We start from the raw sequence: 20035 nt of genomic DNA, 5'->3' as shown, positions 1-20035 counted from the left end.
CCTTAACAAACAGGCGCGCCACCGAATAGAAAGCAAAACGCCAGCACGAGGCTGGCGTTTGGCATGTTCAGGCGTCGATCAACGCGGTACTACCGGCTTGCGCGCAGGCTTGCCGCCCTTGCCCTTGGCCGCATCGCTGCGTTCCTTGGCCGCCTGCTTGTTGCGCGCCTGGGCCGCGGCCTTGGCTTGCTCACGCTTGTCCCACGGGTTGCTGCCGTCGCTGCCGCGCGGTGGCAAACCGGTGTGCTGGGTGAGGATCTTGGTCGTGGTTTCCTTGGCGACCTTGTGGCTGCCAGCCGGCGTCGAGTTCTTGCGACGGGCACTCTGGTAGCTGTCGGTGGACGGCTGGTGCAGCGGGATCAGTTGGTCCTTGCCCGGCCCGATCAGGTCGGCGCGGCCCATGCGAGTCAGCGCTTCACGCAGGATCGGCCAGCCTTTCGGGTCGTGGTAGCGCAGGAACGCCTTGTGCAGACGGCGCTGGTCTTCGCTCTTGACGATGGTCACCGCGTCGCTCTTGTACGTGACCTTGCGCAGCGGGTTCTTGCCCGAGTGGTACATCGCGGTGGCGGTGGCCATCGGCGACGGGTAGAACGCCTGCACCTGGTCGGCGCGGAAGCCGTTGCCCTTGAGCCACAGGGCCAGGTTCATCATGTCTTCATCGGTGGTGCCCGGGTGGGCGGCGATGAAGTAAGGAATCAGGTACTGCTCCTTGCCCGCTTCCTTGGTGTACTTCTCGAACATGCGCTTGAACTTGTCATAGCTGCCAATGCCCGGCTTCATCATCTGGTTGAGCGGACCTTCCTCGGTGTGTTCCGGGGCGATCTTGAGGTAGCCACCGACGTGGTGGGTAACCAGCTCTTTGACGTACTCCGGCGACTCGACCGCCAGGTCGTAGCGCAGGCCGGAGGCGATCAGAATCTTCTTCACACCCGGCAATGCACGGGCGCTGCGGTACAGCTGGATCAAAGACGAGTGGTCGGTGTTCAGGTTCGGGCAGATGCCTGGGAACACGCATGACGGTTTGCGGCACGCGGACTCGATTTCCGGGCTTTTGCAGGCAATGCGGTACATGTTCGCAGTCGGGCCGCCGAGGTCGGAGATCACGCCGGTAAAGCCTGGCACTTTGTCGCGGATCTCTTCGATCTCGCGAATGATCGACTCTTCGGAACGGTTCTGGATGATGCGACCTTCGTGCTCGGTGATGGAGCAGAAGGTGCAGCCGCCAAAGCAGCCACGCATGATGTTCACCGAGAAGCGGATCATGTCGTAGGCCGGGATCTTTTCCTTGCCGTACACCGGGTGCGGGATACGTGCGTAAGGCATGCCGAACACGTAGTCCATTTCTTCGGTGGTCATCGGGATCGGTGGCGGGTTGAACCACACGTCCACTTCACCGTGCTTCTGCACCAGGGCACGGGCGTTGCCTGGGTTGGTTTCCAGGTGCAATACGCGGTTGGCGTGGGCGTAGAGCACGGCGTCGCCGCGGACTTTTTCCACCGATGGCAGGCGGATCACGGTCTTGTCGCGGGTCATGCGCGGGCTGGCCAGGATCTGTACGACCTTGGCTTCCTCAGGGTCATCCACCGGGCCTTTCTCTTGCTCGATGGCGCAGGCCTGGGTGTCCTGGGTGTTGACGTACGGGTTGATGATCTTGTCGACCTTGCCCGGACGGTCGATACGGGTGGAGTCCACTTCGTACCAGCCTTCAGGCGTGTCACGGCGAATGAACGCGGTGCCGCGCACGTCGGTGATGTCTTCGATCTTGTGGCCCCACGACAGGCGCTGGGCAACCTCGACAATCGCACGCTCGGCGTTGCCGTACAGCAGGATATCGGCGGCGGCGTCGATCAGGATCGAGTTGCGCACGCGGTCCTGCCAGTAGTCGTAGTGGGCGATGCGGCGCAGGGAGGCTTCGATGCCGCCCAGTACGATCGGCACGTTCTTGTACGCTTCCTTGCAACGCTGGCTGTACACCAGGCTCGCGCGGTCCGGGCGTTTGCCGGCCATGCCGCCTGGGGTGTAGGCGTCGTCGGAACGGATCTTCTTGTCGGCGGTGTAGCGGTTGATCATGGAGTCCATGTTGCCGGCCGCGACGCCGAAGAACAGGTTCGGCTCGCCGAGCTTCATGAAGTCGTCTTTGGACTGCCAGTTCGGCTGCGCAATGATCCCGACGCGGAAGCCCTGGGACTCCAGCAGCCGGCCGATGATCGCCATGCCGAACGACGGATGGTCAACGTAGGCATCACCGGTGACGATGATGATGTCGCAGGAATCCCAGCCAAGCTGATCCATCTCCTCCCTGCTCATGGGCAGGAATGGCGCAGGACCGAAACATTCGGCCCAGTACTTGGGATAGTCAAATAACGGCTTGGCTGTTTGCATGACGGTGACCGGTGTTGAGATGAAAAATCGCGGGCGCGGAATATAGCACAAATTTTGACCAATTCCGACGACAATGGTCGGCTTTTACCTCGCCCCCTGTTTAATCCGGCAACAAACCTAATTTGCGGGTGTGCGGGGCCTAATCCGCTAGGCCCTTGCCCTACGGCGCCATGAATAGGCTTTCGCAACGCCCCCTATTCTGTTGGAAATGCCGATGAACAGTCACACCGCTCTATCCCCGCCCGCCCCGGGCCCCGATGACCACGCAGACTTCATCAAAACCCAGCTCCCCACATGGCTGGCCCGGGCGCCGGCGGACATACGCACTGCCTTGCGCAACAGTTTGCTCAAAAGCAATCAATCCAGGCATCAGCTTCAAGCGGTCTTCGATCGCATCCAGAGCCCGGAGGCGTTCGCGCTCCCCCTGCTTGAGCAGGCCATGAAGAGTGAGTACCTCACTCTGCTGGATGCGAAGACGTCGATCCTGGTTCGCGAGTGGAAAAACAGCCACCTGCTAGGACTGCTGCATACCCACGCACGCACCACCGAGCAATCGCTTTTTGAAGCGGCGCTACAGAACTTCGAGGCGTCGGAGGCTGAAGACGAGGGCATGGAGGCAGGTTCGGGGATTTTCAACACCAGCGCCTCCGGCCGCCTGGATACATTGCAATCACCCACCCTCTTCGCCGGCTTCTGTCGTCGGCTGGACCTGGGTGGCAAATACCTCAACCATATTCGCGCGGTCATCAAATCCAGCGTGGTGGTGCGCGGATACTTCCACGAGCACGAACAACACCGACTCGCCGTGGCCGCCCACTTGGCCTATCTCAAGGGCGACATACCGCAGACCCTTTACGAGGACCTGGCCAGCCTGGCAGAACGCGGCCATCACGTCGCGCTTACCAGCAGCCACCTGACAATCGACGGGGTGGTGCTGCCCAGCATTCTGGTTATCTACGACCTCCGGGCCGAGACCCAGCCAATCCTCTACACCCCCGAAGATCCGACAGCCCCCATCCGCCTACACCAGACGATGCAGGAGCTGGAAACCCGACTCGCCACGCGCCTGATGCAACCGCAGTACCTCGCTTTTTTCAAAGGCCTGGCCCCCGTACACCTGCGCGAGTCATTGCTGGCCGTGAAGCCCAGCTGGGTTGATTGGTTACCTGTCGGCTCACCTGGAAAAATCAGGCCTGCCAGCCTGGAGAAAGCGCTGACACTGACCGGCATCACCGGCAACCTGTTCCAAGCCATCGCCTTGAAGCGTTTCGCGCAGATCGAAAGCGACGCTTGCGCAGTGGCGGTGCCCACTGCGCAAGCCGACATCATCAGCCGGCAAAAACGCTTGCAGTTCTACATCGACCTCGGCAAATCCCTGCTGTTTTTCGCCGCTTCATTCGTACCGATCGTGGGTGAGGTGCTGCTGGTTGTCACCGGCGCTCAATTGATCGGCACCGTCTACAACGGGTTTGCCGCCTGGAGTCGGGGCGATAGCCAGGCAGCACTCAACGACCTGTTGGACGTGATCGACAATGTCGCCATGGCCGTCGCCACCGCCGGTGTAATCAAAGCCGGGCGCTTCACCGCGGGCCTGCTGAAAGTACAGGTACGCAATCAGGGATGGCGCTTGTGGCACCCAGACCTGGAGCCCTACCGCCAACCGAGTGCGCTTGCCAGCCATCTGATTACAGACAAACAGGGCTTGTACCAGCACAAGGGCCAGCACTACCTGAAACTGGATGACCAGCCCCATGCGGTTCAACGGGCACCCGATGGCAAGCAATGGGAACTGGCGCACCCCACCGATCCGAAGGCGTACACCCCGCCACTGCTCAGCAACGAAGCCGGCGGCTGGCGCCACATGCATGAGACTCCCGAAGCCTGGGACGAACTCAAACTGATCAAACGCCTGGGGCCCGATGCCGCCAATATCACCCAGCCCAGCGTCACATCCATCTTGCTGCTCAGTGGAGTAGACAGCACAACACTGCGCCAGGCCCACCAAGAGATGGTCCGCCCACCGGCCCTGCTGCGCGACACGGTCAAGCACTTCAACCTGGACCAGGAAATCAGCGACTTCACCATTGACCGTGCCGAAGGTGTCGCTGTTACCGCGCACTCGCCACTCATACAGTTTCACCTGCTCGGTTCACTGCCCGAGTGGCCCTCTTCGTATGCGCTCAACGTCGTTGATGCGCAGCAGAATGTCTTGATGCGCTTCGGCAGTGGTTCTATTGAAATCAATGTCAGTGAGGCCCGATTCAGGCGGGGCGAGTTGTTGCATGTGGTGCAAGAACAGATGCCGCAAACCGAGTTCAACGCGCTGCTGCCCACGCCCCCCATCGACTACTTCACCAAAACCGAAAACCTGGCCGTGGCGTTGACCGAGCACCTCCCACGAAAAAAACAGTGGTTATTTTCCCAACTCAAAGCAGCGAGTGACACCGCCGTCACACCGGTGGAGAAAAGCATTCGCGCACTCATACCGCAATTGTCCAAGAACCAGCTTGAAGCAATGGAGCCCACGCTTTCACAGGCCGAGCACCAGCGTCTGCAAAAGGGCGAAGGCTTACCCGCCATGCAGCTCATGGAGGCGAACGAAGGCCGTTGCGCCGCAGCGGCCACGCGACTCAACAGCAGTATTTTTCTCGACTCGTTACGCAGCCATGAAACGGTGCCCATGGTGCTGTACACCCTGGAACAAATTCCCGGCTGGCCTACCGCCCACAGGTTCGAACTGTACGATGGCAGCCCCGAAGGTGCGCTGCTTGGATGCATTGGCAGGGCCGATGCCAGTGTGCGCCATCGTTTGATCCGTGCGGGCGAACTGTACAGCGTCCACGCCCCCGAAGACGCACAACCGAGCTATCCCCTCCCGCTGACTGATGCAATCGAGCAAGCACTCTCCGCTGCCGAGCGCAGTACGTTGCTCAGCCAATCGGGCACAACCTCCCTTGAGCAAGCTCTGCACAGCACCGGCCAACGTGCACTTGCCGAGAACCCAGTGGCTTGCAGGGCCCTGCCGCGCTTGCCACAGGCGTCCAACGCGACAGGGCAGCCGCTCGACCCATTGTTCGCCGAAGCGTCTCCTCCCGCCGGACTGACAGTGCAGGCGGACACTACCCATCAGGGGCCGTTGTTCACGGACGGCACTTATCGTCATTACATAGAAGACAACGGGAAATACTATCGAGTCGAACTTGATCCCCTGGGCTACCGACTGATTGATGCCCGCAGCCCGTTCAGGTTCTATCAACCCTACCTGCGCAAAAAAGCCGGGGGCGGCTGGGAGATTGATCCCACCAAAGGCAAGCTGCTCGGCGGCGCAGGCTCTCCTGCGCCCTCACATGACAGCATGGAGTCCAGTGACGTATTTGAGTCGGCACACTCCTCCAGTCCATACGCGTCAGCCGAAGAGGGCCAGGTGAGCGTGCAATACACGCCCCAGGAACTGACCCATATGCGCACTCTGCGCAGCTACCAACACAGCCAGAACTACCGGGGCGTTTATGACCGCGCCAACAATGGTCGATACCCATTACGCGACGAAGAGGGGCGCCCCATGCGTATCCGCCTTCTGCAGGCACAAGGGAAATCACTCACGTCTGACAAGGTGCATGCGAGCAACCGGCTTCGACCGTTCATCCAGTGGGAGGGCTATGAAAACGTCGCGATGCAGTACGAAGACAAGCTGGAGGTCGTGCCTTTCACAGCCGCCCATCAGAAGTGTGCCCAAGAGGCAGCACTGATCGGCCAAGCCACCGTCATCACCCGACGCCCCATCGCGACAGGTGAAGCACTCGGCGTCTATGGCGGGGAGTTGTTACCCCTGTTCATTGCCAGAGCCCGAAAAGACCCCTACCTGATGGCCGTCAAGGAGGTCAGGCAGACCACGCCGTACGCCGTGAACACCCAACTGGTGCTCTCCGGGGACAATGTCCTGTCACGGATCAACACTATTTTCGAATACGACGCTGCGGGTTTCCCGTCCCGACAGGCCAGCATGGGCTACAACGTTGAAGCCGCGCAGTTTCGGGTTAAAACCCAGACAGGTGACAACCCCCAGGAGCAGCTGATCCTCACCGGCCTGTTTGCGGGCGAGGATATTGCGGCCGGCACCGAATTGCGCTGGAACTATCAATACGACGAAACCAGCATCCGGAACCTGTTTCCCAGGCCCTAGGCGTGGTTACTCATCATCGAAGTTGTAACTGCCCGGCGCGAGGTTTTCGAAACGAGTGTATTTGCCGATAAATGCCAGGCGCGCCGTACCGATCGGGCCGTTACGCTGCTTGCCGATGATGATCTCGGCAATGCCTTTATGCTCGGTCTCGGGGTGATACACCTCGTCGCGGTACACGAACATGATCACGTCAGCATCCTGCTCGATCGCTCCGGATTCCCGCAGGTCGGAGTTGATCGGGCGTTTGTTCGGCCGCTGCTCCAGGGAACGGTTGAGCTGGGACAGCGCCACCACGGGGCAGTTGAACTCTTTGGCCAGGGCTTTCAACGAGCGGGAAATCTCGGAAATCTCGTTGGTCCGGTTGTCGCCGCCGGAACCAGGGATCTGCATCAATTGCAGGTAGTCGATCATGATCAAGCCAACATCGCCGTGTTCACGTACCAGGCGGCGGGTACGCGCACGCATCTCCGAAGGACTGATACCGGCGGTGTCATCGATGAACAGCTTGCGGTCGTTGAGCAGGTTGACGGCTGAGGTCAGGCGCGGCCAATCGTCGTCTTCCAGGCGGCCGGCACGTACCTTGGTCTGGTCGATGCGACCCAGGGACGAGAGCATCCGCATGATCAGCGATTCACCTGGCATCTCGAGGCTGTAAACCAGTACGGCTTTTTCGCTGCGCAGTACGGCGTTTTCCACCAGGTTCATGGCGAAGGTGGTTTTACCCATCGACGGACGGCCGGCGACGATGATCAGGTCGGCCGGCTGCAGGCCGCTGGTCATGCCATCGAGGTCGGTGTAGCCGGTGGACAGGCCGGTGATGGCGTTGTCGGTGTTGAACAACGTGTCGATACGATCGATGGCCTTGGTCAACAGCTCGTTGACACCCACCGGGCCGCCGGTTTTCGGCCGTGCTTCGGCGATCTGGAAGATCTGCCGTTCGGCTTCATCGAGAATTTCTTCGGCGGTACGGCCTTCGGGGTTGAAGGCGCTGTCGGCGATTTCAGTGGCGATGCCGATCAACTGGCGCAAGGTCGCCCGCGCGCGGACGATCTGCGCATAGGCCTTGATGTTGGCGACCGACGGGGTGTTTTTCGCCAGCTCTCCCAGGTAGCCGAGGCCGCCCACTTGTGAGGTCTGGCCCTCCTTGTCCAATTGCTCGGCAAGGGTCACGACGTCGATAGGCGAGTTCAGGTCGGCCAGCTTGGCGATGGCGCGGAAGATCAGGCGGTGGTCATGTCGATAGAAGTCGCCGTCCGAGACTTGATCCAGCACGCGTTCCCAGGCGTTGTTGTCCAGCATCAAGCCACCGAGCACGGCCTGTTCGGCCTCGATGGAATGCGGCGGCACCTTCAGGGCAGCGGTTTGCAGATCGTATTGCTCGGGAGCTGAAATATCGTTCATGGCCACTTGGAATTTGGGGTGTGTAGAAAAACAAAAGGCACGACCTGTAAACAGGATCGTGCCCGATGTTAACCGCCTGGCACGCGAGGTGCCAGTCAGTTAGGTGCTGCTTAAGCTGCTACCACGACAACGCGTACGGTGGCTTCAACTTCAGCGTGCAGGTGCACGGCTACGTCGAATTCGCCTACGTTGCGGATGGTGCCGTTCGGCAGACGAACTTCGCTCTTCTGCACTTCAACGCCGGAGGCGGTCAGTGCATCAGCGATGTCGTGGGTGCCGATCGAACCGAACAGCTTGCCTTCGTCACCGGCAGTGGCAGTGATAGTCACTTCCAGCTCAGCCAGTTGGGCAGCGCGAGTTTCGGCCGAAGCTTTTTTGTCTGCTGCTGCTTTTTCCAGCTCAGCACGACGCTCTTCAAACGCAGCCAGGTTGGCAGCGGTTGCAGCGGTAGCTTTGCCGTATGGCAGCAGGTAGTTACGACCGTAGCCGGCCTTAACGTTCACTTTGTCGCCCAGGTTGCCCAGGTTGGCGACTTTTTCCAGAAGGATCAGTTGCATGTGAAAATCCTCTAACTTTTAACCTTCACCGTTCGCGTTATCGGCGTCTTTCGACGCCAGACGACCGCGAAAATCAATCAGGCCGTCGATAATGGCCAAGACCACGAGTAACGGATAGATCAGCTGCATGAACAGCAACAGCGTGACGTACAACCCCACCAGCCAAAACTTGGCCAGGCGCTTTCGCGCAACCAGCCCATGAATCAAGGCCAGCCCGGCAAACACCAGCGGTACACTGCAAATCGGCGCCAGCAAGGCCATCTGTGGACCGAAGTTCGGCCCGACAACCATGCACGCCAGCAGCAACATCGCCGGCCCCGCAGGGATTCTGATACTGCGAAATTCGCGACCAAAACCACCCGGGTTGTACAACAACGCCTGCCAATAACGCCCAACAATCAGGCTCAGCACGCTGACGACCTGCAACAATGCCGCAATCAGGCCGGTCAGGACCGGAGCAATCAGTGACGCAAACCGCGCTCGCTCATCTACCGACAATTGCTGGTAGAGATCCCCGAGGGCCATCGGCAGGATCTTGACGATCTCTTGCGACAACCCTTCGATTTGCGGGCGGAAAGCCGCGCCAAGCATCACTGAGTACACCAACCCCAATGCCACGCTGACCAGCAGCGTGCGGACCCAGGACTCACTTGCGCGTAAAACCAACGCAAGGCTCGATGACCCCAGCAGTACCAGAAGTACCCGTGGATCACCCAATTGCAGCCACCAGATCAAGGCCGGCAACAATCCCAGGGCAAGAACGCCAAGGGCGTCCTTCAAACCGCGCCGCAGCAGCACAAGGCAACCCGCGGCAGCACCCAACCAATAAAGCAACGGCAATGCCGCACATCCAGCCACTACCAGAGTGGCCTGCACACGACCGCGCATGATGAACTCAGCTAAGGCGCGCATGCATTCAATCCCTTACTACTTATCGACTGCCCGGTCTCAGCGGCCGTGGCTGTCGGTGTAGGCCAGCAGGGCCAGGAAGCGGGCGCGCTTGATAGCGGTGGCCAGCTGACGCTGATAACGAGCTTTGGTACCGGTGATACGGCTTGGAACGATTTTGCCGGTCTCGGATACGTAGGCTTTCAGAGTGTTGAGATCTTTGTAATCGATCTCCTTCACTTCTTCAGCGGTGAAGCGGCAGAATTTACGACGACGGAAGAAACGTGCCATTTGATAGGCTCCTTAATAAGGTCCGTGGATTACTCGTCAGCGTTGTCGCTGTTGTCGCTGTCATCACTATCAGCGCTTTCAGCGCCTTCGTGCTCAGGACGGTCGCGACGCTCACGGCGCTCACTGCGGTTTTCTTCAGCCTTGAGCATCTCGGATTGGCCGGTAACGGCTTCTTCGCGACGGATGACCAGGTTACGGATCACTGCATCGTTGTAGCGGAAGTTGTCTTCCAGCTCGGCCAGAGCCTTGCCAGTGCACTCAACGTTCAGCATCACGTAGTGAGCCTTGTGAACATTGTTGATTGCGTAGGCCAGTTGACGACGGCCCCAATCTTCCAGACGGTGGATTTTGCCGCCGTCTTCTTCGATCAGCTTGGTGTAACGCTCAACCATGCCGCCGACTTGCTCGCTTTGATCCGGGTGGACCAAAAAGATGATTTCGTAATGACGCATGAATGCTCCTTACGGGTTGTAGCCTGCCGCTCAAAAACGGTCAGACAAGGAGTGAATGACACTTATGGATCTTGCCGAAGGGGGACACATCAGTGCCCGCCAGGAAGGCAAGGGGCGCAATTGTAGAGAAGGGGGAGGAAGCGTGCAAGGTGATTGGTGATTATTTGAACAATCGCCCTATCAGACCAAACACAAAACCAATGTGGGAGCGGGCTTGCTCGCGAAAGCGGTGTATCAGCCACAATTTCAGTGACTGGCATACCGTATTCGCGAGCAAGCCCGCTCCCACATTTTGACTTGCGCCAGATCTGATTACTTCTTCGGCTTGGCCTTGGCGCCACGTTGGCGCTGCGCCTCGAACAGGCACACACCGGTGGCAACCGACACGTTCAAGCTGCTGACGCTACCGGCCATCGGCAAGTGCACCAGGTAATCGCAATGTTCGCGGGTCAGGCGACGCATGCCCTTGCCTTCGGCGCCCATGATCAGGATGGTCGGGCCGGTGAGGTCCTGGTCATAAATGCTGACCTCAGCCTCCCCCGCCGTGCCCACGACCCACAAGCCGCGCTGCTGGAGTTTCTCCAGGGTGCGCGCCAGGTTGGTCACGGCCACCAGCGGAATCACTTCCGCCGCGCCGCAGGCAACCTTGCGCACAACCGGCGTCAGGGTGGCCGACTTGTCCTTGGGCACGATCACCGCCAGCGCGCCGGCAGCATCTGCCGAACGCAGACAGGCGCCGAGGTTGTGCGGGTCGGTCACGCCGTCGAGCACCAGCAGCAACGGTGCGCCTTCGGTGCGATCGAGCAACTCGTCGAGCATCGCTTCGCCCCAGACCTGGCTCGGGCTTACGTCCGCGACCACGCCTTGGTGGACGCCTTCAACCCACACGTCCATCTCACGACGTTCAGCCTGGCCGATGGCGACCTTGTTTTGCGTGGCCAGCTCAACCAGCGCTTGTACACGTGGCTCGCTACGACCCTCCGCCAACCACACTTGTTTGACGCGCTTCGGGTGGTGACGCAGCAGTGCTTCTACGGCGTGGACGCCGTAGATTTTTTCCAGACTCATGACTTGGCCTTAGGTTTGCGCGACCCGCCGCTTTTGGCAGGGGCCGAACCCGCTTTCGGCGGGCCTTTACGATGTTTACTTGGCTTGCTCGACGGCTTTTCCGCCCCGTGGGACTTTCCCCCAGACGCCGCTTTACCACCGCTTTTGGCTTCGTTGAGCAACTGCTGCTTCAACTCGCGGCTCTTGCGCAGCTCGGCGTTTTTCGCCGCGGCGTCGCTTGGGCGGTAGGCTTCGGGGGCCTTTTCCTTGGTGGACGAACGACGACCAGCCTTGGCGGCCGGCTCAGGCTCTGCTGCTTTCGCAGGGGCGCCCTTGCCTTTGCTGGCTGGTGCAGTCGGCGTGCTGCCACGATTTTTTTTGCGGCTACCCGGCGATTCGGCTGGCTTGTCAGACATACCGAAGTCGATCTTGCGCTCGTCGAGGTCGACGCGCATGACCTGCACTTCCACGGTATCGCCCAGACGGAAGCTGCGCCCGGTGCGCTCGCCCGCCAGGCGGTGATGCACAGGATCGAAGTGGTAGTAATCGCCCGGCAAGGCCGTGACGTGTACCAGGCCTTCGACGTAGATATCAGTCAGCTCGACGAACAGACCAAAACCGGTCACGGCCGTGATCACGCCCGGGAACGTCTCGCCTACGCGATCCTTCATGAACTCGCACTTGAGCCAGTTCACGACGTCACGGGTGGCTTCGTCGGCGCGGCGCTCGCTCATGGAGCACTGCTCGCCCAACTGTTCCAGGGCCGCTTCGTCGTACGGATAGATCCGCGCCTTCGGAATGGTCATGGCACCGGCGCGCTTGACGTGCGGGGTGTTCTGCTTGGAATGGATCACGCTGCGGATCGCGCGGTGCGTGAGCAGGTCCGGGTAGCGACGGATCGGCGACGTGAAGTGGGTGTACGCCTCGTAATTCAGGCCGAAGTGGCCCTGGTTATCGGCGCTGTACACCGCCTGGCTCAGGGAGCGCAGCATCACGGTCTGGATCACGTGGTAATCCGGGCGATCCTTGATGCTGGCCAGCAAGGCCTGGTAGTCCTTCGGCGTCGGGCCGTCCTTGCCTTTGTGCAGGGACAGGCCGAGCTCGCCGAGGAACGCGCGCAGTTTTTCCAGACGCTCCGGCGGCGGGCCGTCGTGCACACGGTACAACGCAGGAATCTCGTGCTTCTTCAGGAACTCGGCAGTGGCCACGTTGGCCGCCAGCATGCATTCCTCGATCAGCTTGTGCGCATCATTGCGCGTGGTCGGGGTGATTGCGGCGATCTTGCGCTCGGAACCGAAGACAATCCGGGTTTCCTGGGTTTCAAAGTCGATCGCGCCACGGGTATGACGGGCGCCCAGCAACACCTTGTACAGCGAGTAAAGCTGCTTGAGGTGCGGCACCACGCCAGCGTATTCAGTACGCAGGGCCTTGGCTTCGCTGGTCTTCGGCGTTTCCAGGATGGTGCTGACCTTGTTGTAGGTCAGGCGCGCCTGGGAGTGGATCACCGCTTCGTAGAACTGGTAGTCGGTCATTTCGCCGGTTTTCGAGATGGTCATCTCGCACACCATGGCCAAACGGTCGACTTTCGGGTTCAGGGAGCACAGGCCGTTGGACAGCTGCTCAGGCAGCATCGGGATCACGCGCTCAGGGAAGTACACCGAGTTACCGCGCACCTGGGCTTCGTTGTCCAGGGCCGAACCGATCTTCACGTAGCTGGACACGTCGGCAATCGCGACAAACAGCTTCCAGCCGCCGGAGAACAGGCGCAGCTTGCCCGGCTTGGCTTCGCAGTAGACCGCATCGTCGAAGTCGCGGGCATCTTCGCCATCGATGGTGACGAACGGCAGATGGCGCAGGTCGATGCGTTTTTCTTTGTCTTTTTCTTCCACTTCCGGCTTGAGCTTGGCGGCTTCTTTCAGCACAGCCTCAGGCCAGACGTGAGGAATATCGTAGGTGCGCAGCGCAACATCGATTTCCATGCCCGGCGCCATGTAGTTGCCGACCACTTCAACGATATCGCCCTGTGGCTGGAACCGTGCGGTTGGCCAGTGGGTGATCTTCACCTCGACGAACTGACCGACCTTGGCGGCGCCATTGCGGCCCGGGGTGATCAGCACTTCCTGCTGCACCTTCGGGTTATCCGGCACGACAAAGCCGATGCCGCCTTCTTCGAAGTAGCGGCCGACGATGGACTCGTGGGCACGGGACACCACTTCGACGATCACACCTTCACGGCGACCACGACGGTCGAGGCCGGACACGCGCGCCAGCGCACGATCGCCATCGAACACCAGGCGCATTTGCGCCGGGCTCATGAACAGGTCGTCGCTGCCATCGTCCGGGATCAGGAAGCCGAAGCCGTCACGGTGGCCGGCGATGCGGCCCAGGATCAGGTCGAGCTTGTCCACAGGCGCATAAGTGCCGCGGCGGGTGTAGATCAGTTGAGCGTCGCGCTCCATGGCACGCAGGCGGCGGCGCAGGGCTTCGAGCTGGTCTTCGGTGGTCAGACCGAATTCTTCGACCAACTGCTCGCGGCTAGCAGGCGAACCACGATCGGCGAGATGCGCCAGGATCAGTTCACGGCTAGGAATAGGGTTTTCATATTTTTCCGCTTCACGAGCGGCCTCGGGATCGAGGGACTGCCAATCGGCCATTAGAGAGTTTTCACCTTGTCTATATGCGGGTTAGTTTGGCATACGCGTATTGAAACGGGAAATTTCAGGCATCAACAAGCGTTTAAAAGCCCTTTGGCGCCCTTTCCAGGCACCTTGCACGACCATTGGCGAAATATTCCAGGAATTTTTCATGGCAGGGGTTTACAGCTCATCAGGCCCTCCGTATAGTGCGCGCCATCGACGACGGCAACGTTGTTGATGTTGCCCAGGTGGTGAAATTGGTAGACACGCCAGCTTCAGGTGCTGGTGATCGCAAGGTCGTGGAAGTTCGAGTCTTCTCCTGGGCACCAAATTCAGATCAAACCCGCGAAAGCGGGTTTTTTCGTTTCAGGTGTTTGATTTTTAAAGCAAATCCCGATTTATTTTTTTTAAATCAGGGGTTTACAGATCTAAAAGCCCGCCGTATAGTTCGCCCCATCAACAGCGGCAACGTTGTTTGATAATGCCCAGGTGGTGAAATTGGTAGACACGCCAGCTTCAGGTGCTGGTGATCGCAAGGTCGTGGAAGTTCGAGTCTTCTCCTGGGCACCAAATTCAGATCAAACCCGCGAAAGCGGGTTTTTTCGTTTCTGACCGCCTAAAAACTCTTTTCTACTTTGAGTGCCACTTCGGTCTGGCGGTAGGTGTATGCCCAATCGATGCTGCTCGCGTTGACCGTGCGCTTCACGTAGAGGCTGGGCACCAGGCCGGCGAACTTGAAACGCGGCACGGCCAGGTTGGCGATATAGATCTGCTGACGATCTTCGCGCAGCCCGCCGAGAAACGTGTCCGCCTCGTCATAACGCGTACGCCGGTACAGCGCGGTGGCATTCAGATTGATCCCCACATCAAACATCCGATACAGACCCAGGCTGGCCATGTACTCCTTGTTGCTGGCCGATTCCTGCGGCTGGGTGCGGCGCGTGTAGGTCAGGCCGCCGTACACCAGGGTCTGGCTGCCCAGCAGGTAGGACGCGGAACCGCCCAGCATGCGTTCGTCGTAATTCTCGAAGTAATCGCGCTCTTCACCCTGGAAACGAAAATGCTTCTGTTGCGCCTGGGCGGTAAGTTGCAGGCGCTCGGTCAGCGTGTGCTTCCACTCGGTGCGCAGACCCGTCGCCTGATACTTGTTATGTCGATCACCCCAGTAACTCTCGAACAGCGGTGAGACCGAGACATCATCCAGCGCACTCAGGTAGTTGTAGCCGACGTAGATCACGCTGGTGTTGTCGTCGTAATAGGTCTGCGGCTCGTCTTCCTTGTGCCGATGGTAGTAATTGCCGTAACTCAGCCCGCGCACCAGTAGGTGGTGGTTGCCCTCGATCTGGAAGCGCCGCTCGGCCACGGCGTCATACACCAGGCTGGAGGATTTGATTGGCGAGGGCATCTTGCGATTGGTCTCGAAGCACTCGAAAAAACCACACACTTGAGTGCGCGTGGTCATGCCGTTGGCCTGGTTGATATTGCTGTTGTAGCCAGTGCCCATCGATACCGAACCGTGCCAACTGTCGCGCTCGCGCAATGCGCCTTGATACCCCTCCAGCACCGGCACTACCTGCTCGGGCACCGTGCTTTGCGCCACTTCTTCAAACAACGCCTTGGCTTCGCGGGATTGATTGTCTTCAAACAGCGCACGCGCCAGCTCCAGCTTTGCCCGGGCGAACGACGGGTTTTGCGCCACCGCCCTGCGCAGGCCGGCAATTGCCTGACGGTAATGCTTCTCCTGGCGGGCTAGCATGCCCTCGGCCATCGACACCAACGCCGGCTCATGACCGGGCAACTGCCGGTAGCGCTCGACAAACTGGTGCACCTTGGACCACTGCTGCAGATTCAGCGTGACGTAGATCGCAGGGCCGAGGTCTTCCAGGGTGTTCTGCACGTTGTAGGTACGGCCCTCGATGGTGATCAGCGAGGCGTTGTCCTTCGCCGGGTCGGTATCCACCAGATGGGCGCGCTCGCGCTCGGCCATGGTGCGGTCGATCTTGTTCAGCAGTTGCCGGGTGTCGTCTTCATCGGCCCAGGCGGTGCAGGCCAATGAACTCAGGAATAGGGTTAAAGCAAGCCGCAGGGGCAGGCACAGGGGCATGTGGGTCAGATCCAGCGAAGGGACGATGATGAAAAAGGGAGAGATCAACTCTCCCTTTTCTGACGCGGGGTTTTAGTTATTGCTTCTTGCCGCCGAAAGCGACGCTGGTGGCGGTATTGCCAGTGTTGTAGATACCGGCCATGGCTTCTGCACCGGTGCCGTAGAACTGGCCTTTGATGATACTGCCTGCGTTCTGGAAGGAGCCGTTCGAGGCAATATTGGTACCGTTGAAGTTCACAGTACCTGCACCGCCAGCAATGGAGCCTGCGATGGTGCCGGCGCTGCCACCGTAGTTGACGTTCAGGGTCCCCGAGGAAACGCTTGGCGCACTTGGGTCGAATCGCTTGATACCGACTACGTCGTACTTGGCGTTAACCAAGGCCGGCATGACGGTAGTCGCGTTTTCACCGGCGTAGAACACCGTACGGTTGGCGCTCGTCAGGTTGAGATCCGTGCCCTTATCTGGCTGAACGCCGGTTTTACGTGGCGCCCATTCACCGAAGTACACCTCGACACCCGGCACCTTGGCGATCACTTCACCGCCAAACTGCGGGAAGTTAGGCAGCGGGTCGGAGATCTGGCGATAGGAATACACTTGGGTGCCATAGGTGACGGACGATTTCCAGGTTTCGGAGATCTTCACGCCGTTCATCACGATGTGCGCGGATGTGGTGCCGGCGGTCGGGATCAAAGCGTTGGTTTGAGCGATAGGACCGCTTTTGAAACTGACAACCTTGCTGACATCCGCCGTGCCACCCACAGCCGTCGGCATAGCAATCCCAACCTCACCAACGCCCTGCATATTGGACGGCAGCACTGAGACATACGTCGTGGAAGAACCACCCGTTACAGTGGCAGCAAAGCTACCCGAAGCGGCCAAAGCAAGAGCAGTAAACGCAAACAGCTTTTTCATAACAACTTCCTAGTTAGAATGATAAAAACCACTGTTTTTGATTAAAAACAGCAAAAAATCAGAATCGGGCAGTCAGCCCAAGTTTCAGGGTGCGCCCAGGCGCAGGCATCATTACCCGAGCCAACGGGTCGAGGTAATAGCGATTGGTTAAGTTGTTGACACCGAAATCCACGTCGACATTTTTATTGACGTGATAACTGGCATAGGTATCGAATACCCAGATCGGGTGCCAGTTAAACGGACGGTTATAACCATCCACGTACATCACACCATTTCGAATCCAGTCTTCTTCATCCTTATTCACAGCGCTGCTGTGATAAACCATGCGAGCGCCAAGTTCCAGACTTTCATTGAACAACCGCACACCGCCGTCCATGTTCAATGAGTACGTCGGCTGCAAGCTGCTGCGAGAGAATGTCGTGGGAAAGCCGGCTGTCACACAGGAAGAGATCGCCGAATTGTAATAAGGATCCAACGTTGCCGCGTAGTCCTTGTCGCACAGCTTTTGCTTCAGACGATAGCTCGCAGAAAAATTGTTGAAATACTTACCACTATCGAAACGGGTCTGCAATTCAATACCCGAATACATTTTCTTGTCGTACTGCACAACATTGAAGTAGTAGTCGCGATCAACAAAATCACGAATCGTATTGTCGTAATAATTTATCTTAAAATCTGCATGACGCAGGCTTTTGAAATAACCGGTCAAGTCATGCACGTAGCCGACCTCCCAATTATACGAATGCTCAGGGCGCATACTGTTGTTCGATATATTGGCCCCTGAGTAACCCGATGCCGCTTGCGTGTCCTCATAGATGGACGGGAACCGAATAAACTCGGTGTAGCGTGCATAGACCCGTGCATGTTCGGTTAAAAAAATCGTCGCCCCTGCCATGGGCGCCCAAGCGCTATCCTTGCGTTTCTTTGGTAGCGCCCATTTATTGGTCGGATCAGCAGCGTATATACCACCCCCCGAGCTTGCACGATTCACAATATATTTAGCATAGTCCCCCGACGCACCTTGAGGATTATTTACCGTCTCCTGTAAATTTATAGCACCATTCAAAAAAGGATTCTGTGAGCGATCCAGAGTAAATCCATTAAACGGAACCTCTACCGTCTCGGTCGTATAACGCACTCCGTTTACAGTGTCCTTCGCAAGCAGAAAGGGTAGTTCTTCTACGGGAATCATTTCATCGGCGACAGACTGGTAAGCGGCATCTACATACTGCTGATTCTCAGCATCCGTCATGACCCGCTGATATTCAAACGACTTTCGGTCATAACCAGAATTGACCTGCCAACCCGCATCCTGATTTTCCCGATGCCGCTTAAGCCCCGTATCAAACGAGTTGTAATCGCTGTACCGAGCCCCCGCCGTCAACAACAACCACGACGTCGGCGTCCAGTCCGCGCTGAATGCAAAGTTATATTGCTGGCGCTCGCCACTGCGCGGCCCCATGTAGCGATTGCCCCAGGTAAATTGAGTCGTCGCCCGCCCTTCCGAAGCATCCTTCTGTTCTAATTTTTCCTCACTGAAGTCGCTGGAGAGTGTCAACGCAACCTCATCACTCAACTGCAACTTGTTGCTGACATTCACCCCCCAACGATCATGCTGGGAAACTTGCAGCGCCTTGGCATAAATCGAATAACGGTCATTGGTGTTCGGCCGTTTCTCCGGCGTCTCCCCACAATTACCGGCGTTCACACCCGCCTGGCACTGCACATAGTTATTCCAGGCCACGTCCTGATCCTGAAAAGAGCGCGCAGCAATCGCATACACGTCATCCCCGTTCTGATGGCGCCGCGTATTGCTGCGGGTCATCCACAGCCCGGTCTTGAGGTCGATCAGTGGGTTTTCCGGGTTCCAGTTGTAAGTCAGGTTATAGGTGTCTTGCTTAAGCTCGCTGTAGGGCATTTGCAGGCCGATATTGTTCTCACCGGCCTTGGCGAGCCCCACGTAGTAACTGACCAGGTACGGCGAACTCTCACCGTATTCCGACTCGTTATGCATATAGGACAGCTTCAGGCTCTGCTCATCGGACAGGTAGAACGTGCCCTTGAGCAGCGTGGTACGCATCTCGCTGGAGGTGTTGGCGACTTCGTGCCCAGGCAAGAACAGGTTCGCTACATAAGACTGTACGTTGGTGTCTCCCGGAAGCCCCGCGGCCTTGGCATCTGCCTTGGCATCATCCAGCCAACTGCTGGTCTGGTAGCGCTTGGCGCCCCCCTTGCCACTGAAATAGTTGCCCTTTTTGCGGTAGCTGTAGGCGCCGAACAGGTCGAAGTTCTCTTGGCGCGTGCCGGTGGCGAGGCGAAACGAGTTGTCATTGAAGTCAAAGTTGCCGGAGTGTTTGCCGGTGTTCGGACTGAACTCAGTCCCCCCGCCACCCTGGGTAAACATCAAGTTCCCGTCATAGCCGGCGTAGGCACCCGGAATATCCCTATAGTCGCGCCCGAAGGTCTTCATCCCGGTTTCATCCGGTTTCACTGAATTGGTCCCGGTCTCAGTCTTGAGCTCCAAGGCAAAGGTTTCGCCCGGCCGCAGGATGTCATCCAGGTCGAGGGTCTTGATCTCCACCGAACCACCCACGCCACTCTTGATATCCGGGTTCAGCGACGGCCCCTTCTCCACCGAAATACTGCCGATCATGTTCGGGTCGATGTAATTGCGGTTGGCCACGCCCGCCGAGCCCATCCACACCGCCGTGGCTTGCTCGGTGCCATCGACGGTGACGGGTATGCGCCCTTCGCCCTGGATGCCGCGGATGTTCGGGTCCAGCGCGCCGCTGTTGCGCGAGTCGCCGCTGTACACCCCATTGAGGCCTTGGAACACATCCGCCACGCTGGTGCCCTTGTAGCGCTCCAGCTCGGTCTTGCCGACGTAGACGTTGGAGACGTCCTTGGCGAACACGTTGTTCTGCCCGCGCTCATCCTTGGTCTCAAACTCGCCGTTGACTTCGATGGCCTGCAGTTCGTGCTCGGCCTTCTCTTCGACGCCGCCGGGCAACTCGATGGGGTTGGAACCCATCTTGATCGGCGTATCAGCGCAGACATACGGCGCGGAAAACGCCAACAGAATCGAGCAAGCCAAAGGCTTCAAGCGGCTTAGGGACGGGGGCGGGCCAAGGGGAGACATAGCGGGAACCTGTAGTGGTCATGCACTGCGATAGGCCCTCTC

Annotated in this window: 12 protein-coding genes and 2 tRNA genes; 3 read left to right on the top strand and 11 right to left on the bottom strand. The window is 58.8% G+C overall.

What is annotated here, in order from left to right:
- Nucleotides 1-78 precede the first annotated feature (78 nt).
- Nucleotides 79-2382, bottom strand: coding sequence for a YgiQ family radical SAM protein (locus DBR46_RS07035; protein WP_124525561.1), 2304 nt, complete (start codon nt 2380-2382; stop codon nt 79-81).
- Between the two features lie 214 nt (nt 2383-2596).
- Here DBR46_RS07035 and DBR46_RS07030 point away from each other — a divergent pair, with 214 nt between their 5' ends.
- Nucleotides 2597-6565, top strand: a complete 3969-nt coding sequence (locus tag DBR46_RS07030) for a DUF6543 domain-containing protein (RefSeq protein ID WP_124525560.1) — start codon at nt 2597-2599, stop codon at nt 6563-6565.
- Between the two features lie 6 nt (nt 6566-6571).
- Here DBR46_RS07030 and dnaB read toward each other — a convergent pair whose 3' ends face one another.
- The 7 genes from dnaB to rnr form a co-directional block, all read right to left on the bottom strand.
- Nucleotides 6572-7966: a replicative DNA helicase gene (gene dnaB / locus DBR46_RS07025; RefSeq protein ID WP_017734974.1), complete on the bottom strand. Its 1395-nt coding sequence runs from the start codon at nt 7964-7966 to the stop codon at nt 6572-6574.
- A gap of 110 nt (nt 7967-8076) precedes the next feature.
- A complete protein-coding gene (rplI, locus tag DBR46_RS07020) occupies nt 8077-8523 on the bottom strand; it encodes a 50S ribosomal protein L9 (protein ID WP_003171376.1) in 447 nt (148 codons plus the stop codon).
- Nucleotides 8524-8541: 18 nt separating this feature from the next.
- Complete coding sequence (locus tag DBR46_RS07015) at nt 8542-9435, bottom strand: hypothetical protein (RefSeq protein WP_124525559.1); 894 nt, start codon at nt 9433-9435, stop codon at nt 8542-8544.
- A gap of 36 nt (nt 9436-9471) precedes the next feature.
- Nucleotides 9472-9702 (bottom strand): 30S ribosomal protein S18, encoded by a 231-nt coding sequence (rpsR, locus tag DBR46_RS07010; protein WP_003171373.1) that lies wholly within the window; start codon nt 9700-9702, stop codon nt 9472-9474.
- A gap of 29 nt (nt 9703-9731) precedes the next feature.
- Nucleotides 9732-10154 carry a 30S ribosomal protein S6 gene (gene rpsF, locus DBR46_RS07005; protein ID WP_003217491.1) on the bottom strand — a complete coding sequence of 141 codons (423 nt, stop codon included), beginning with the start codon at nt 10152-10154 and terminating at the stop codon, nt 9732-9734.
- Between the two features lie 312 nt (nt 10155-10466).
- Nucleotides 10467-11222, bottom strand: a complete 756-nt coding sequence (rlmB, locus tag DBR46_RS07000) for a 23S rRNA (guanosine(2251)-2'-O)-methyltransferase RlmB (protein ID WP_038851248.1) — start codon at nt 11220-11222, stop codon at nt 10467-10469.
- Nucleotides 11219-13855, bottom strand: coding sequence for a ribonuclease R (gene rnr / locus DBR46_RS06995; RefSeq protein ID WP_124525558.1), 2637 nt, complete (start codon nt 13853-13855; stop codon nt 11219-11221). Before rnr ends, rlmB begins: the two co-directional genes overlap by 4 nt.
- A gap of 224 nt (nt 13856-14079) precedes the next feature.
- Between rnr and DBR46_RS06990 the strand changes: the two genes are divergently transcribed.
- Nucleotides 14080-14166 (top strand) — tRNA-Leu (locus DBR46_RS06990).
- Between the two features lie 154 nt (nt 14167-14320).
- A tRNA-Leu gene (locus tag DBR46_RS06985) sits at nt 14321-14407 on the top strand.
- A gap of 46 nt (nt 14408-14453) precedes the next feature.
- On the opposite strand, the gene DBR46_RS06980 is transcribed toward DBR46_RS06985, so the two are convergent.
- From DBR46_RS06980 to DBR46_RS06970, 3 genes are read right to left on the bottom strand one after another with little or no spacing between them, the layout of a single operon-like run.
- Complete coding sequence (locus DBR46_RS06980) at nt 14454-15989, bottom strand: surface lipoprotein assembly modifier (protein ID WP_256659244.1); 1536 nt, start codon at nt 15987-15989, stop codon at nt 14454-14456.
- A 28-nt stretch (nt 15990-16017) separates the two neighbouring features.
- Nucleotides 16018-16854, bottom strand: coding sequence for a Slam-dependent surface lipoprotein (locus tag DBR46_RS06975; protein WP_177414008.1), 837 nt, complete (start codon nt 16852-16854; stop codon nt 16018-16020).
- A gap of 58 nt (nt 16855-16912) precedes the next feature.
- A complete protein-coding gene (locus DBR46_RS06970) occupies nt 16913-19993 on the bottom strand; it encodes a TonB-dependent receptor (protein WP_256659243.1) in 3081 nt (1026 codons plus the stop codon).
- Between the last annotated feature and the right edge of the window lie 42 nt (nt 19994-20035).

The sequence above is a fragment of the Pseudomonas sp. KBW05 genome (assembly GCF_003852405.1).
GTDB lineage: Bacteria > Pseudomonadota > Gammaproteobacteria > Pseudomonadales > Pseudomonadaceae > Aquipseudomonas.
The sequence above is the reverse complement of the archived record's forward strand: the minus strand, read 5'-3'. Positions and strand labels throughout refer to the sequence as shown.

Bases quoted from the DNA above. Each gene is read 5' to 3' on its own strand.
- DBR46_RS06970 (WP_256659243.1), bottom strand. From the start codon at position 19,993: ATGTCTCCCCTTGGCCCGCCCCCGTCCCTAAGCCGCTTGAAGCCTTTG.
- rnr (WP_124525558.1), bottom strand. From the start codon at position 13,855: ATGGCCGATTGGCAGTCCCTCGATCCCGAGGCCGCTCGTGAAGCGGAA.
- rpsF (WP_003217491.1), bottom strand. From the start codon at position 10,154: ATGCGTCATTACGAAATCATCTTTTTGGTCCACCCGGATCAAAGCGAG.
- dnaB (WP_017734974.1), bottom strand. From the start codon at position 7,966: ATGAACGATATTTCAGCTCCCGAGCAATACGATCTGCAAACCGCTGCC.
- rpsR (WP_003171373.1), bottom strand. From the start codon at position 9,702: ATGGCACGTTTCTTCCGTCGTCGTAAATTCTGCCGCTTCACCGCTGAA.
- rlmB (WP_038851248.1), bottom strand. From the start codon at position 11,222: ATGAGTCTGGAAAAAATCTACGGCGTCCACGCCGTAGAAGCACTGCTG.
- DBR46_RS07030 (WP_124525560.1), top strand. From the start codon at position 2,597: ATGAACAGTCACACCGCTCTATCCCCGCCCGCCCCGGGCCCCGATGAC.
- DBR46_RS07035 (WP_124525561.1), bottom strand. From the start codon at position 2,382: ATGCAAACAGCCAAGCCGTTATTTGACTATCCCAAGTACTGGGCCGAA.
- DBR46_RS07015 (WP_124525559.1), bottom strand. From the start codon at position 9,435: ATGCGCGCCTTAGCTGAGTTCATCATGCGCGGTCGTGTGCAGGCCACT.
- DBR46_RS06975 (WP_177414008.1), bottom strand. From the start codon at position 16,854: ATGAAAAAGCTGTTTGCGTTTACTGCTCTTGCTTTGGCCGCTTCGGGT.
- rplI (WP_003171376.1), bottom strand. From the start codon at position 8,523: ATGCAACTGATCCTTCTGGAAAAAGTCGCCAACCTGGGCAACCTGGGC.